The sequence below is a fragment of the Bacillus songklensis genome (assembly GCF_042649685.1).
GTDB lineage: Bacteria > Bacillota > Bacilli > Bacillales > Bacillaceae_H > Bacillus_BA > Bacillus_BA songklensis.
On record NZ_JBHRZT010000068.1, the window covers coordinates 181565 to 196911 of the forward strand.

Here is a 15347-nt window from a genome sequence, read left to right on the forward strand (position 1 = left end):
GACTTACTCCTTCGGGACTTAGGATTTTTCTCGTTGGATGCGTTACACTTAATCCATGAACGGGGAGGTTTTTATATTTCTACGGTCAAACATAACGTGACCATCTATTTTACAAAAAAAAAAAATCAGAACTACCGAAGCGCGCGGAAGACTTTATGAAAGACCTACAGCCCGGGGAAACCCTGGAACTCCATGATGTCTATCTAAGCCAAAAAAGGATTTAACATGGTGTCTTTTTTAGATGGATTATACGAACTCATTCGAAAGAATGGGAAAAAATCGAAACGATGTAGGAAACCAAGTCCATTTGACATTTTGAAATCCTTGTCACTTTAGTGGATCGTTAGGTTATAGTCAATGAAAAAAATAAAGATTAGAAATACACGCATACTAAAAGGTTCAAAAGCTGAAAGCTTTTGAACCTTCAGATTGTCGAGAAACCTAAAGGGTTTCTCGACAATCTGAAAAGAAGCAGGTCCCCTTCAACGGGACCTGCTTCTTTTCTTAGGCGCTTTTTTGCAAAATCTTCATTCGTTTTTTCAAGTAAATCCCTTGAGCAATACCGAAAAGGTTACCGATTACCCAGTAGAGAGCAAGAGCAGCAGGTAAAGAAAAACCAGCCATTAAAACGAACAACGGCATAATATACATCGTGATTTTCATTTGCGGCGGCACTTCATCTGTCATACCAACTTTGATCTGGATGAATGTCGTAATAGCCGCTACAATCGGTAAAATATGCAACGAATCCGGTTGGCCTAAGCTAACCCATAGAAAGGAATGTTCAGCAATGGCTTCTGTACGGCCGATCGCATAATAGAACGCCATAATGATTGGAAATTGCACTAAAAGCGGTAAGCAACCCCCAAGTGGATTGATATTATGCTTTTGATACAGCTCCATCATTTCTTTTTGCATTTTTTGCTGTGATTCCATATCCTTGGATGGATATTTTTTTCGTAAATTCTCCATCTCCGGACGCAAAACCTGCATGGCCATTGTGCTTTTTTGCTGTTTTAAAATGAGCGGCAATAACACTAATCGAATAATAATGGTAACAATGATAATGGATAATCCATAGCTTCCGCCTACCGTTTCTGCTACTTTTGTTAATAACATGGACATCGGATAGACGAAGAAATGATTCCAAATACCGGGGCTTTCTGCTGTAATCGGTTCTTTTAAATTACAGCCTGATAATACTACTAACAAGAACGAAGCAAGGATGAGCAGTTTACTTTTCATTTTATTCTCTTTCCTCCAACATGTTTTATCTCGTTTCAGTGTGAGGTAAGTCCCCCACTGATGCAACGTTTACTTTATCAGCTAACAACAAGATACTGCCTGAAGGAAAGGTCGTTCTTCATCACAATCTTGTTTGTCCATTTCTTTTGTTGGCTTTTTCATAAACAAGTAAGTAAAGCGCCATAGCCGGCGAAGCGATACCCATTTACTTTGCTCACGTACGTTTGTTTCCCGGTCTTGATAACGATAACCTGCTGAAGGCCGTACCACAGCAATGCGGCGACAAAGAAACATAACCAGCATGATCAGGACAATCGGGCTTGCATACGTTGCATACATCAGTATTAAATCGCCGTATATTTCCATACAGTAAACGCTCTCTTTCAACTCATGATTTTTATCCAACGCTTTCTATTTTAGCACAATTCGGCTCCCTTTGCGCAATAAAAGCAGAGTTTCTGTTTTTTCTACGATCGTGCGCCTGAAAAAGTTTCATTTCATTTTCTCATAGACAATCATATAAAGTAAAAGACCTAAAATACGCACTGTTTGCGCATCTTAGGCCTTGGTCTGCTATACCCTACACAATGTGACAAAAAATGTGTTAGTTACATTATATGCGTTTCGACACATTTCGTCAACATTTTATTTTTCTATTATTTTGCGACTACTTTCAAACAAGGTGTAGAACCCTTTTGTACTGACCCGTTTGTCAGCATTTCAAAGCTTTCCATGTTATCACTATTGGTAATGACCACTGGTGTAACCGTGCTTTTCGCTTTTTCTTTCACAAGATTTAAGTCGAATGTAACAAGAGGCGTACCAACTTGCACCTTGTCTCCTTGGTTTACATGCGCCTCAAATCCTTCTCCGTTCATCGCCACTGTTTCAAGGCCGATATGAATCAATACCTCTACTCCTGCATCTGTTTTTAAACCGATGGCATGCTTTGTATGGAAAAGCTGAATAACTTCACCTTCAACAGGCGATACAACTTGTCCTTCTGTCGGTTCAATTGCGAAACCATTTCCCATCATCTTTTGTGAAAACACTGGATCTGGAACATTTTCAAGTGGCGTAACTTGTCCTGTTAAAGGAGCTACAATCGTTACATCTTTTTGTTTTGCTTTGCCGCCGAACAATTTTTTAAACATGTTTTTCACCTTTCTTTAACTATGGTATGTACACATATAATACCCATCCGCCCCGTTAAAAAAACAAAAGCATGAAGAAGGAAATTCCCCTCACACCTTTCGTTTTAATAGTATTTATTAAAGCATAACTTCTCTTTAGTTGTAAACTAATATATAAATCCACATAAACTTTGTCAGCTCATTCAAGATGAAAAAACAGTAAGGCGCAAATAGAAGAAGGCTCGACGGCAGAGGTTAAAAATCAAATGGGACTTATATAGCTGCTAATGTTTCCATAGATTCAAAGAAAAGCGAAGCCGACTGTTTAGCTCTGACGTGCGTTGGAACTCCTGACAAGGAACCGCTTTTTGGTTCCGCAGGAAGGAGTGAAACGTAGGAAGAGCTAGGAGGCGCAGCTGGACAACAAAGAAAAGCGAAGCCGACTGTTTAGCTCTGACGTGCGTTGGAACTCCTGACAAGGAACCGCTTTTTGACTTCGCGGGAGGCGGTGAACTGACCGTAGAGCCTGGCTTGCGGAACTAGACAATTGCAAAGCGCACTCTATACTTATATAAGAACAAAACCCGTATAGATCTTATCCTTACGGGTTTTGCCAAAATGAATGATTGTATTAAAATCCTTTTGCAACTTCTTTCGCTTTTTCTGCAGCTGCTGCAAAAATGACTTCCGCTTCTGCTGGTGCAGCTGCCATTCCTTCTGACACAACTAATGTCAAATCAGTGATTCCCAAAAAGCTAAGTACTGCTTTTAAGTAGCTTTGAGTGTGTTCCATAGATACTGCAGGTCCTTCAGAGTATACACCCCCGCGTGCTTCTAATAAAACAACCTTTTTGTCTCCTGCTAAACCGACAGGACCATTTTCTGTGTATTTGAATGTTTTGCCCGCTACAGCTACAGCATCAATGTATGCTTTCATTAATGGCGGGAAACCAAAGTTCCACATTGGAGCTGAAAAAACAACTTTGTCCGCTGCTAAAAATTGATCGACTAATTCTCCTAAGCGTGTTACTTTTGCTGACTCTTCTGCTGTTAACTCAGTACCGGCCGCTAATTTTCCCCATGCACTTAACACATCTGCATCAATTAACGGAAGATTAGTATTGTAAAGGTCTAACACTTCAACTTCATCAGCTGGATTTTCCGTTTTGTAAGCGTCCAAAAAAACATTTGCTAATCGTGCTGAGTAAGACATATCATCTTGTTTAGGATTTGCTTTTACATATAATACTTTTGCCATTTGAGTCTTCCTCCAATTATTTTATTCTTAATTCGAGATATAAATTTGGAATTATCACGATATCGAGATAAATCCCCTAAAAAATTTAGCAGAACTTAAAGATCCATTCCATTTATCTCAACTTCGAGATTTATTATAGCCCTAATTTTTAATGCTCGTCAACTACTTTTAATTAAAATTTTTATTTATCCCCCTTCTTTACATCTTCCATATTTTCTTATCCAATAAGAAAAGTCCTCAAATGGGCGAAAAACTCCCTTGCAAGGACTTTTTATCCATCATTTTGTTCTTCTATCCAGTGTTATTCCTTCTATTATTTCAGAATGGGCACGAGTTTTTCTAAGAGAACGTCTTTTGTCTAGCATTTCATATATATAAAAAATCAAAATGAGTGGAAGGCCGATTGTAAGCGCATTTTGAACAATTTTACGAAACATTACGTCATAGTAAGAGGGAACCTCTGCTGTCATCATTCCGAGTAAAAAAAGAGTAAACCCTATACATAAAAACAATAATGCGGTCATAAAACTCTCTGCCTTGGAGGCAGTTAAAAGCGAAACAACTGTCGTTCCTAAAGGAACGCTGATGAGTCCCCCGCACGCTCCCAACACCCATGCAGCAAAAGAGTTCGGTATTCCGATGATCATCCCCGCAAGCATACTAATGATAAGACTTAAAATCGTACTTGTATCATCATGATTCACTGTTTCTGCTACACCAAAAGAGACAGCACTTATAAATCCAATCATCATTCCGGATGCTAAAGCAATCATCATTCCTGTATACTTTGTTATAAAACAGCGATAACGGTACATATATAGACAGATCCACAAAAACAACAAAGTGACCGCACCCGATAAAACATTCATCTGGCTCTCTCCCATTCTCTCTTATTCTATAGTTCTACTATATGCAGAGATTGATAGATTTAGTCCGATTCTTTTCATGCCTTTCGTCTTAATTCCCCCCTTGTCATATAAAATTGTTCGCCTTCAGCCTATTTATGTTGTAGAATATTTGAGGTATAATAATTTGCTGTAAACATTCCAAGTTGTTAGGTGGATAAGATGAGTAATAACCAACAAAATGTTAGTAGATTTGATCTGAATTTAGCATTCATTCTATTTTTATTTTTTTGCGTCAGCTGTATCGCTATTTACAGTGCGCAAACCCTTGGTCAGTATGGTGAAAACTTTTTAGTCAAGCAAATTGTTTGGTATGTAGTTGGATCCATCATCATTTCCTCTGTTATGTTTTTAGATTCCGAACAGTTCCAAAAGCTATCATGGTATTTATATGGATTCGGAAATTTTTTACTTGTGTTATTAATTGTGGCACCTCCATCGATTGCACCTGTCATCAACGGGGCGAAAAGCTGGTTCAAATTTCCCGGCATAGGTTCTTTGCAGCCATCGGAATTTGTAAAGGTGTTCCTTATTATTGCTTTAAGCAACGTTATTACACGACATAACGAGAAGCATCGCATTCGAACAATACGCGAAGACTTCCTCCTACTATTTAAAATGGGCTTAACTCTTTTACTGCCGCTCATGCTGATCATGCAGCAGCCCGATTTGGGAACTTCTCTTGTATTGATCTCTATCTTTTCAGGTCTTGTGTTCGTATCAGGGGTTTCATGGAAAATCATCACTCCTGTCTTTTTAGGTGCAGCTACGATTGGTGGAGCTATTTTGTCGCTGGTTATTTACTTCCCGGAAGCTTTGGAGAAATATTTGGGTGTTAAACAATATCAGCTCGGACGCATTTACTCCTGGCTTGATCCATATAGTTACAGCGGCGGGGAAGGTTACCACTTGCAAAAATCTCTTCTTGCCATTGGATCGGGTATGGTAAACGGAAAAGGATTTGCAAATGGAGAGGTATATTTCCCTGAGAGTCATACGGACTTCATTTTTGCCGTGATTGGCGAAGAATTCGGGTTTATTGGCTGCAGTGTTGTCATTAGCCTATTTTTCGTGCTCATTTATTATTTGATCAAGCTTGGCCTTGAAACAAAAAACGATTTTAATTCGTATTTATGCGTCGGTGTCATTTCGATGATCACCTTCCACGTCTTTCAAAATATCGGCATGACCATTGGGGTGGTGCCCATTACCGGTATCCCCCTTCCCTTCATCTCCTACGGGGGAAGCTCGTTAATGGGGAATATGCTCGCCATGGGGTTAATGTTCAGCGTATCCTATCATTATAAACGCTTTATGTTTAGTTCTGAATAGAAGAAAAGCGGAACGAGCCCGCTTAGCTCCATAGGGCATTGGAACTCCTGACAAAGAAGCGCTTTTTGCTTCGTTTAAAGGAACGTCGACTAAGAACGGTCACGTCCTGTGACCAACATCGACGCTTGAACTTCCTGTTCTTCGAAAATGACCGTAGGAGCTGGCTCGTGCAGCTGGACAATTTCAACGTGCAATTTATATTTTTGCCATAAAATAAAAGAAAAAGGGCTCATTTTTTGAGCCCTTTTTCTTTTATTGAGGCAAGTCTCCTAATTTATGTTCAGGGTCGCTGATTGTTCCTTTTTTCAATTCGAATATTGCCTCTTGATGCCCGATTTCTCTTTCACCAGATGTATGAACGTTTAAAATATCTCCCTCCCGATTTCTTCGAACAATTTCAATGATCTCAATTGGTCTATCCATTGGGTCAACTCCTTTCCTTCTCGTAGTATGGCTGACCTGTTTCCATTTAATCCGCTTCTACCGTTATCTCTTCATCTGTTCGTTTTAACGATGGATCATGGGTCACCTCAATCCATCGTACATGGTGTCCGTCCAACTCTTTAACGCGGAATCGGTATTCATTCAATGTGAACGTATCACCTTGTTCGAGGTCATATTTTTCCGTTAACACCCAGCCTCCGATTGTGTCGACGTCTTCATCGTTGATGTCCAATCCAAACATATCATTAACTTCCGATATTAACACTTTTCCGTCGAGTAGAGTTTGTTTTTCGTTTACTCTTTGAATCATCGGCAGTTCATCGGCATCAAACTCATCACGAATCTCTCCGACGATCTCTTCTAAAATATCTTCAACTGTGACAAGCCCTGCCGTTCCGCCATATTCATCTACAAGGACAGCCATGTGAATTCGCTCTTTTTGCATTTTTAAGAGCAAATCGTGGATTGCGATCGATTCAATCACTTGAATAATGGGACGGACGTACTCTTCAATCGTTTTTCTTTTATCCACTCCATGTACGACCACATCTGTAAATATCTCTTTCATGTTAATCATTCCGATAATATGGTCTTTATCCCCTTCAATAACAGGATAACGGGTATATTTTTCTTCTTTCATAATCTCCAGGTTCTCCGCTATTGATTTTGTTTTATCAAGAACAGCGACTTCTTTGCGCGGAACCATGATTTCCTTTGCGACCCGATCATCGAACTCAAAAATATTTTCCACATAATCAAATTCTGATTGATTGATTTCCCCGCTTTTATAACTTTCAGACAGAATCAGGCGGAGTTCTTCTTCGGTGTGCGCGAGATCATGTTCACTTGCCGGCTCTAGTCCAAACATTTTCGTTACTAACCGAGCCGATCCGTTTAACGCCCAAATGAATGGAAACATAATTTTATAAAACCAAATTAACGGCTTTGCCGTCCATAAACTGATGGATTCTGATTTTTGAATAGCAAACGTTTTAGGAGCAAGTTCCCCTACCACTACATGTAAAAACGTAATGGAACCGAACGCGATAATAAAAGATAAAAGGTTGGCTAAAGACTCATGCAGTGCCAGCTTCTCAAATAAAGGATGCAATAAGTGCTCTACAGTCGGTTCACCGAGCCACCCGAGGCCCAGTGATGTTAAGGTAATTCCGAGCTGGCATGCAGATAAGTATTCATCTAAATGATCAATGACTTTCTTAGCGGCAACTGCCCGTTTGCTTCCTTCGGCTATAAGCTGATCAACCCGCGATGATCTTACCCTTATTATTGCGAACTCCGCTGCAACAAAGAATCCAGAAATGGCAATCAGTACCGCTATCATTAATAAACTAAATGCTTCCAAATTTACTACCATACAACAGCAGCTGTACGGCTTGCACCTCCTAAATTGAATATAAAATTAGTATGTACGAATAAAGAAAGATGTACTATTTTCACTGTTTTACTTTGAAATCATATAAATATGTACCCAAAAAAGCTATTGAGGAAACCATCCCAATAGCTTTTTTCATCCTATTTAGTTGCTGCTTCCAATGCCACTTCAATCATTTCATTGAAGGTTGTTTGTCTTTCTTCTGCCGTTGTTTCCTCGCCTGTTAAGATATGGTCGCTTACCGTTAAGACAGATAATGCATGGCGGCCAAACTTAGAAGCAAGCGTGTAAAGAGCTGTTGTTTCCATCTCAACCGCCAACACACCATAGCGCGCCAATTTCTCAAACTGTGCATCTTCATTGTAAAATTGGTCGGCCGTGAAAACACTACCCACTTTTAAATTTAATCCTTTTTCCGCTCCAGCATCGTATGCTTTCTTTAACAAATCAAAGCTTGCGGTCGGTGCGTAATCAATGGCCCCGAACGCTACACGGTTCATTTGCGAATCCGTAGAAGACGTCATCGCCAAAATGACATCGCGCACGTTCACATCTTTTTGGATGGCTCCGCAAGTACCGACACGAATCAGGTTTTGGACATTATAACTTTGAATCAATTCATTCACGTAGATAGAAATGGAAGGAACCCCCATCCCTGTACCTTGTACAGAAACGCGTTTTCCTTTATATGTACCTGTAAAACCAAGCATGCCGCGAACTTCGTTATAGCAAGTCGGGTTTTCCAAAAACGTTTCCGCAATATATTTCGCGCGAAGCGGATCTCCCGGCAGTAAAATCGTTTCCGCAATGTCGCCTACTTTTGCTCCAATATGTACGCTCATCTTTTTCCTCCTAAGCTAATATTTGTTGCTATTTCACTATACCATAAAAACAAAAAACCGTTAATTTAGAAGCACATCGGTCTACTGCGATGCTCTTTTTTTAAAGAAATGAACCAGCGAGAAAACAGCCGCTACAACAAATATAGCTTTACCTAATCCGCTATTTTTCATTTATACTGACAGCATGGTTAATCATGATACTGATCAAAGCAGCCGTATTTTCGTGTTTTGTAAAATATTGCGGGGTAAACTCTTCCAATCACGTCACTCCTATATTTGCAGAATCTGGCTTGTCTAATTCAAGGAAAAAAGGTGATGCTATTTAACGAAAGAGGTGATGAACCATGGCACAACAACAAATGAGCAAAAAGCTGGCTCAAGCCGTTCAACACGCTAATGAGACCAACCCGAAATCAAGATCTAGAAATAAACCTGCGACATCAAAAGCGGATAGAAAATTATAATACAAAGGTGATATATATGGGTAAAAAACATCGAAACCGCATTAATGCGCCAAAGAAAAATAACCATATCCCTCCAGAAGCTATCATTGCTGAACAAGAAGCTCACGGCAAGGAAAATAGCGCTATGAAGCGCAAAAATGGTCCTGGCCATAACGGAAAGGATTATTAAACCATAACATGGATGAAGCTGACTCAAAAGGAACAAAGCACCCGATTGAGTCAGCTTCTTTTAACGAACTTGCACGCGATTGATCAATTTCCATCCGCCAGGTATCAGTTTATAGTAAAATTGGCCTTTTGTTCCTTCATCGATCAATACAATATCTCCTGTACTAATATATCTTGCTTTGAAATCCCTTGGAAGAGTGTCTGCAACATTAAACATTTGAAATATTTTATGTACAATTTCTGCATGACATGAAGCTGCTACTGACAATCGATAAACCTGGCGATATCCTTTGTCTTCTCCCTTATTTGGCGTTTGCATAATCGTCACATCATATTCTGCGTTTCTCTTTACGATTCTTTTTACATCCAATAGCCTGTTTAACATCTCTCTTCCCCCTCCAACTACATGTTTTTCTCCCATACTAACGATGATACACTCTTACTGATGGAAGTTTCATTTTATTGACTGCACCCTAATTAAAATAATTCGTACCCGTCTTTGTCGATTCCTTTATCTAATCATGAAAGTTTTTGTCGAATAAAAACAGGTTCAAAGCTTTCTCTGAACCTGTTTTTTACAGTATTTTTAAATGAGCTGCATTTTTAATGACAACTATTCTCTATGTCTTTCTCCTTATAAAGCAGGAGAAGTTGTCCCCTATCCCATGAAGGTCAAAAGAAAAATCCAAAGGCAATGGTTAAACAGCCTCTGGGTTTTCAACTTGATGATGGTTATTTAACTGTTTGATCAGTTGCTGTTGAATTCGTTCACAGATCAAACGTAAGGCGGAATCACAAATAAGATCATATTTTGTGCACTTAACAGATATGAATAATACATTGCCTTTCCTGCACGTAACGGACAAATCTGCAAATAGCTCTAGTTCTCCGTCTGCGTTTAACTGATAAAACCTCGGGCCGCACAACATAGACGCTTGCCCTGTGGGTACACATCCCAGCTGCTGTAACGACTGTAAAACAAATGTTTTTGCCGCATACCCCAGCGTTCCACTTAAAGCCGTTAACAGTTCCATGTGAACATGCCCGTAAAATCTCGGGATTTGAGAAAATAACATTCGAATTTGTTCATGAAACGGTTTTGTCTTGATCTCTTGACCGAACTGTACAACCTCTGGCGACTGTGATTTGCTCATCTGCGTATGTAACCGGTTCATAAACAGTTCACGAAATGGTTGAATCATGGTGTTTTCCTCCTCTTTGCGCTCCTATGTTATATATCCCGCTCCTCCATTTTTTAATCCTGTTTTTATCCCGCATTAACGGGCAATAAGACCCCCACTGATGGAAGTTTCCTTTATTGGATTTTTTGTCGAAATAATTGGTACGTGACATACAACCATGCAAAACCCATGCTGTAGCCCGCTAAGATATCGGTAAAATAATGCACACCTAAATAAATGCGGCTTGTTCCAATGAGTAAAATCAAGATAAGCAGCAATATGTGGATGGTTAGACGCAAAGTTTTTTTTTCTCTGCAATAAATGACCAGAAGAAGCGCCAAGCAGCCATAAAAAGCCATCGAGTTCATCGCATGCCCGCTTGGAAAGCTATAATGGGCCTCATGAACAAGCTGATCGATCTCAGGTCGCGGGCGGTCAAATGTTTCCTTCAACAGCCAATTAAGAGTCCTTGAGCCCCAAAATACTACAGTCAAAAATATGGCTGTTCCCGCTTTCTTCAGTACCATTAAAAGAATAAGAAGGATAAACCAAATCGGTGCCATCACATGCCAGGAACCAATCTCTGTGACGGTAATGAAGAATGACGTCAACCTATCCGTCCTTATGTCAATCGCGGAAAGCGTAATCACTAAATCCAATCCTTTAATCACACTTGTTTTATAAATGAAGGCCAGCAGTAAAAAGAATAAAATAGGTAAAATTATGAATGGTAGATGTCGTTGTTTCATATATAACACTCTTTCTCTCTTTCAATGAAAGGTTTTTAAAATATACAATAGAAATGGACCTTGTCGCTAAATTGTTGCTTTCAACAACTAAACGTCAAGGTCCACTATGTAAAACCGGCCGAAAATCTCTTTTAAGAGATATCGGCACATCCATCTTTGGCGCTTTATTCTTTGTTTGATTTTTTATAGTGTTCACTTTTTGGAGCCTGATTCGCCACAAATTCATTTGAAAACTCAGGCTGGGTTCTACCTGATTTAATAATCGCTTTTTGTTGTACTTGATTGCTATGTTTATGTGCCATTCCTTCTCCTCCTTTCTCGTATTTTTAATATGCGTGAAAGGAGGAGAATTATGCGAAGAGCCTTAGCTATAGCGTTGGATGGCATCCCTGAACATCTGTTGTAACTTCGGAATATCTTGATCTGTCACGTAAAAGCGAACCATAGATTCATCCATCTCAAGCGCTTCAGCAAACAAGCCGGATAACCCGCGGGCACGGCGGTCTACTTCCATGAACACTTCAAAGCGATCTTGGCCGTCTGGCAAAAATGTCAATTCAACTTCATCTAATTTACCGTAGAAAGGACCTGTCGTTGGGACAAACTCAAATTCCTGCATAAACGGCAAACGACGGCGAAGACGATGTGGTGCTTCTTCACATTCTACTTGACGCAAGCGAAAGCCAATATCAACCATCGCATTAATGGCTTCATGAATAATGGGATTTGGCAATACCTCCACATAGTCTACATCTCTTGGATCAATCGCATTTTTGATATCAAGACCTGTCGTTACCCAGACGCGGGTATTGCCCATCGTGACAGGTGTGTCGACCGGTAAATTAAAAGAAAAAGGAATTTCTTTCTTTTCGCCCGGCTGAATCGTGAACGGATCGTTTATTTTAAAATTGTTTAACACAAAATTTTCTTTTACTTTCTTATCGTCCACTTCACGAACATATGTCGTATACAAACGCAAATAAATACAATCAATCTTTTGGTCTGTATTGCCTCCGTACACTTCTACGATTCCCTCGACTTTTTCTCCTGCAGTCAATTGGGCTTTGAACAGCTTCGCATCTACGGTTGCCGCTCCAATCCCGATTTGGGCTAATACTTTATTAAATAATGCCATCTTCTTTCCTCCCAATCTCATTGCCATCTAAATAATGAATCATATCTTCCCTAAGTGATTCTACTGTCTCATAAGGGGGGTCCAACTGCAGCATTTTTCGGATGATCCTTGTTAAATCACCGGATAAATTTAATTCTTCTTCCCAGCTTTTCTCCAGTAAGGAAGTCGGTTCATAACCCGAATAAAGCAAAAACAGCATAAAATGCCCGAGTGCATATATATCGCTTTGGACGCTGATTTCCCTCATTAGTTTCTTTTCGATAAACCCGTCATCAATTTCTTCCGGCATATCATGCAAGAAGCGGGCCAGTCCAAAATCGATGATAAAGATTTGGCCGTCTACACACAAGATATTCGGAATTCGCAAATCGCGATGAACGATTCCCTGACTATGAAAATAAACTGTAATATCCAAAATACTCCATACAATATTCAGCATTTCTCTCTCGGAGAATGATTTTCCTTCCCGAAAAATCAAATCCTCGAAAGTATCTCCCTGAATATAATCCATCACAAGAAAATGACCTTGCTTATTTTGAATCACTTCATGCAGCGATGGAATGTTTGGATGAGAAAGTATTTGCAGCAATTTCGCTTCGTACTCGAAAGCTTTTTTTCCTTTTGCCATTTTAATTTTTGTTTTTCTCGCCTGTTTTAATACAACATCAACGTTATTTACTAAATCCCAGGCAACATAGGAAATTCCATAACTGCCCATTCCTAATACCCGTTTGATCATATATCGCGCAGCAACAACCGTCCCCTTTTTAAGAGGACGATCCATCACTAAGGTATATATGCGTTCAACAACTTGACGAATCATATGTTATTAGCTGCTGAAAAAGCTTGAAAAGAAACTGCCGCTTTTGTGTTTTCTCTTGTAATGGTGGTGACCATAGCTTCCATGGTTTGGCGGATAGGGCTTTTTATATGAATGATGCTTTTTGTAATCACTGCTGCTGTAGTGATGCGGTTTCTTATATGAATGATAGTTCTTGTAGTCACTGCTGCTGTAATGGTGGTGACTGCTGCCAAGAATAGATTTTAAAAATTTTTTAATCATGTATTTTCCCTCATTTCATTGAAATGACCTTTTCCTTTGAGAAGGAACCATTCATTTATATTCTGTACGTAAATATACGCATATGTTTTTAGAAAGTTTCACTTTTATATATCTTTTGCTTCAAAATTTTTTCAACCTTTTAGAAACTGATGTGAGAAAGCAAGATAAACACGACTACCTTAATGATAAGAGAATATTTATTGTATTAAATCCCCATCATTTATTTCTAATATGCATAATAAGATGATCATATAACAATCGGTTGAAATACCCGTTTCAAACGGGCAGGACGGATGATCCGTCAAGATTCTGTTCCTTTATAAGAATGGTAATCAACGTGTTTATTTCGGCTTCAACCATTTGTTTCATACAATTGTCAACCTTCTCTTTGATAAAAGCAATTTTTCATATACATATTCCTTTCTACGCAAGTACATTCGTAGGACAGGAGGGAAAAGAATGGTTATCAGCCATTACGAAAAAAAGCAAATAATGATAAAGTCTCTTCTTGAAATAAAAGAAGAATTGAAAAGAAAAAGTAAAAATAAGTCAAGCTCTTTTACAGAGTTAAAATTGACAAAAGACGAAAGAAACCTCATTCATTATATTAAAGAAATCACCAATGAGTTTAATGTAAATAATGTCACCAGAACACAAGCTTACTTTAATTTTTTTCTTCAGCATCCTGAAATCCACTGGGCCCTATTAGGCCATATGGTATCACGAAACGGCGGCTGGCATATGACAGATTTAAAAGGTGATCTCCTAACAAGGTTACTGTCCGAAAAAGAACAAAGAAATTTTTTTTTATTTTTAGAACGCGGAAACTGGCTAATATTCCAAGATGTTTTCCCGCAATTCTTACTGTATCGACAAAGTTTAAAAACTAAAAAAAACTTATTTTATCTTCTTCCCTATTTAAACGTTTCAACGTTTATGGAAACCATGTGGAATCATTTTTGGGAATATGGGAACCGATATCTTTTAGCGATTGCAACAGTGATTAATGAACAAAGCTATTTAGAAAGAAGGGTTGTTCAAAATGAGCATTTTCAAAAAACGGTTTTAAAGACAGTTGGATTTAAGCTTTATGATTTTTTACGTTTTAATCATATTATTTTTCCTTTTTATAAAAACGGAAAAGGTGAAAAGCCAGAATTAATAGGGTGTACCCTTCAACACTTCACTTCACTTCATGAACGAATCCTTTTGGGAAAGCGATTATATTCATTGCTTTTTCATAAAGAAAACATCTTACAAGATGTTATGCTTTGGGCAAAGAAACATACGCACACAGGTTCGAGAACAGATTACTGGGTTCATCTCTTTCATCATGTGAACGAGTCGCTGCCGGGTTCGGTTTACCGGCGCAGGACAAAAAAGTGTCAGCTAAAAAAAGGAGCACTGCGTATATACAGTCCCCCATTGCAATTTGCCTGGAAAAATATTAATCATCCAGAAGCTGAAAAAGGGGACTGGTTTGATGATTGGAGAATTGTCGATTACTTAATAGAAGAAGAAAAATACACAGGTGGGGAAATTTATGAAGATTACTGTAAAACGATTGAGAAAATCGAACTTGCCATTATTGCAAAAAAGGCAATCTTTCTCAGACGGGAGTAAAAATCTTTATGCATATATAGCATCAGCTCTTTTCTCTTCATTAGTTGGGACTTATTTAGATTTAATTTTTGTTGGAAAGGGGATGTACCATTTTCCTGTTAGGCTTTTCCCCGAAATATTTACAATCAATATTGTGTTTACTTTAGTTATCCTTCCTCTCTCTACAATCCTCTTTTTGTTTGTTGCCAAACGGATCCGGGCATTTGCATGTTTTATCATGATACTTATTATTAGTGTTGTCATATGTTTTATGGAACAATTTACTGAACAACTAGGATGGTTTATACATCATAAGGAATGGAATCATGCTTATTCTTTTTTTGGGTATATGCTATTTTTAATCATTGTTTGGAAGTTTTTCCGGTTCTGTTGCCAAAACATTCACTAGAAACATAGAGCCATTCATTTCTTT

The 15347-nt window shown here is 38.8% G+C and carries 20 protein-coding genes; 4 read left to right on the plus strand and 16 right to left on the minus strand.

The genetic code is table 11. The features are described 5' to 3' along the window. Positions 1 to 504: 504 nt before the first annotated feature. The 5 genes from yidC to ACFOU2_RS17500 all read right to left on the minus strand — a co-directional run bounded on the left by yidC (position 505) and on the right by ACFOU2_RS17500 (position 4505). A complete protein-coding gene (gene yidC / locus ACFOU2_RS17480; RefSeq protein WP_377917349.1) occupies positions 505 to 1245 on the minus strand; it encodes a membrane protein insertase YidC in 741 nt (246 codons plus the stop codon). A gap of 81 nt (positions 1246 to 1326) precedes the next feature. After that, positions 1327 to 1611 (minus strand): hypothetical protein, encoded by a 285-nt coding sequence (locus ACFOU2_RS17485; RefSeq protein WP_377917350.1) that lies wholly within the window; start codon positions 1609 to 1611, stop codon positions 1327 to 1329. A 290-nt stretch (positions 1612 to 1901) separates the two neighbouring features. Then, on the minus strand, positions 1902 to 2399 hold the full coding sequence (locus tag ACFOU2_RS17490; protein ID WP_377917352.1) for a PTS sugar transporter subunit IIA: 498 nt from the start codon (positions 2397 to 2399) through the stop codon (positions 1902 to 1904). 610 nt (positions 2400 to 3009) lie between these two features. Continuing rightward, the gene (locus tag ACFOU2_RS17495) at positions 3010 to 3636 is read right to left on the minus strand and encodes an FMN-dependent NADH-azoreductase (RefSeq protein ID WP_377917354.1); all 627 of its coding nucleotides are present in this window, start codon (positions 3634 to 3636) and stop codon (positions 3010 to 3012) included. Positions 3637 to 3914: 278 nt separating this feature from the next. Beyond that, positions 3915 to 4505 (minus strand): hypothetical protein, encoded by a 591-nt coding sequence (locus ACFOU2_RS17500; protein WP_377917356.1) that lies wholly within the window; start codon positions 4503 to 4505, stop codon positions 3915 to 3917. A gap of 198 nt (positions 4506 to 4703) precedes the next feature. Here ACFOU2_RS17500 and ACFOU2_RS17505 point away from each other — a divergent pair, with 198 nt between their 5' ends. Further along, on the plus strand, positions 4704 to 5873 hold the full coding sequence (locus ACFOU2_RS17505; RefSeq protein ID WP_377917358.1) for an FtsW/RodA/SpoVE family cell cycle protein: 1170 nt from the start codon (positions 4704 to 4706) through the stop codon (positions 5871 to 5873). 89 nt (positions 5874 to 5962) lie between these two features. On the opposite strand, the gene ACFOU2_RS17510 is transcribed toward ACFOU2_RS17505, so the two are convergent. From ACFOU2_RS17510 to deoD, 4 genes are all read right to left on the minus strand, one after another. Continuing rightward, entirely contained in the window at positions 5963 to 6106 is a 144-nt protein-coding gene (locus tag ACFOU2_RS17510) for a hypothetical protein (RefSeq protein ID WP_377917361.1), read from the minus strand. A gap of 19 nt (positions 6107 to 6125) precedes the next feature. Further along, entirely contained in the window at positions 6126 to 6296 is a 171-nt protein-coding gene (locus ACFOU2_RS17515; RefSeq protein WP_377917363.1) for a hypothetical protein, read from the minus strand. Positions 6297 to 6342: 46 nt separating this feature from the next. Next, complete coding sequence (locus ACFOU2_RS17520; RefSeq protein ID WP_377917499.1) at positions 6343 to 7680, minus strand: hemolysin family protein; 1338 nt, start codon at positions 7678 to 7680, stop codon at positions 6343 to 6345. Positions 7681 to 7850: 170 nt separating this feature from the next. Then, complete coding sequence (gene deoD, locus ACFOU2_RS17525; RefSeq protein ID WP_377917365.1) at positions 7851 to 8552, minus strand: purine-nucleoside phosphorylase; 702 nt, start codon at positions 8550 to 8552, stop codon at positions 7851 to 7853. A gap of 480 nt (positions 8553 to 9032) precedes the next feature. Between deoD and ACFOU2_RS17530 the strand changes: the two genes are divergently transcribed. Continuing rightward, positions 9033 to 9185, plus strand: coding sequence for a hypothetical protein (locus tag ACFOU2_RS17530; protein WP_377917367.1), 153 nt, complete (start codon positions 9033 to 9035; stop codon positions 9183 to 9185). Positions 9186 to 9245: 60 nt separating this feature from the next. On the opposite strand, the gene ACFOU2_RS17535 is transcribed toward ACFOU2_RS17530, so the two are convergent. The 7 genes from ACFOU2_RS17535 to ACFOU2_RS17565 all read right to left on the minus strand — a co-directional run bounded on the left by ACFOU2_RS17535 (position 9246) and on the right by ACFOU2_RS17565 (position 13312). Further along, positions 9246 to 9569 (minus strand): YodL domain-containing protein, encoded by a 324-nt coding sequence (locus tag ACFOU2_RS17535; RefSeq protein ID WP_377917369.1) that lies wholly within the window; start codon positions 9567 to 9569, stop codon positions 9246 to 9248. A gap of 313 nt (positions 9570 to 9882) precedes the next feature. Then, a complete protein-coding gene (locus tag ACFOU2_RS17540) occupies positions 9883 to 10386 on the minus strand; it encodes a hypothetical protein (protein WP_377917371.1) in 504 nt (167 codons plus the stop codon). 113 nt (positions 10387 to 10499) lie between these two features. Beyond that, positions 10500 to 11114, minus strand: a complete 615-nt coding sequence (locus tag ACFOU2_RS17545; protein WP_377917373.1) for a phosphatase PAP2 family protein — start codon at positions 11112 to 11114, stop codon at positions 10500 to 10502. 164 nt (positions 11115 to 11278) lie between these two features. Then, entirely contained in the window at positions 11279 to 11416 is a 138-nt protein-coding gene (locus ACFOU2_RS17550) for a hypothetical protein (RefSeq protein ID WP_377917375.1), read from the minus strand. A 62-nt stretch (positions 11417 to 11478) separates the two neighbouring features. Next, positions 11479 to 12249, minus strand: coding sequence for a sporulation protein (locus ACFOU2_RS17555; protein WP_377917377.1), 771 nt, complete (start codon positions 12247 to 12249; stop codon positions 11479 to 11481). Further along, positions 12236 to 13072 carry a serine/threonine protein kinase gene (locus ACFOU2_RS17560; RefSeq protein ID WP_377917379.1) on the minus strand — a complete coding sequence of 279 codons (837 nt, stop codon included), beginning with the start codon at positions 13070 to 13072 and terminating at the stop codon, positions 12236 to 12238. The genes ACFOU2_RS17555 and ACFOU2_RS17560 overlap by 14 nt, the downstream gene beginning before the upstream one ends. 6 nt (positions 13073 to 13078) lie before the next feature. Next, positions 13079 to 13312, minus strand: coding sequence for a hypothetical protein (locus tag ACFOU2_RS17565; RefSeq protein WP_377917381.1), 234 nt, complete (start codon positions 13310 to 13312; stop codon positions 13079 to 13081). A 459-nt stretch (positions 13313 to 13771) separates the two neighbouring features. Between ACFOU2_RS17565 and ACFOU2_RS17570 the strand changes: the two genes are divergently transcribed. Together ACFOU2_RS17570 and ACFOU2_RS17575 are read left to right on the plus strand one after the other, a co-directional pair. Continuing rightward, a complete protein-coding gene (locus ACFOU2_RS17570; RefSeq protein ID WP_377917383.1) occupies positions 13772 to 14935 on the plus strand; it encodes a DUF2515 family protein in 1164 nt (387 codons plus the stop codon). Next, entirely contained in the window at positions 14856 to 15323 is a 468-nt protein-coding gene (locus ACFOU2_RS17575; protein WP_377917385.1) for a CBO0543 family protein, read from the plus strand. The genes ACFOU2_RS17570 and ACFOU2_RS17575 overlap by 80 nt, the downstream gene beginning before the upstream one ends. The last annotated feature ends 24 nt before the right edge of the window (positions 15324 to 15347 follow it).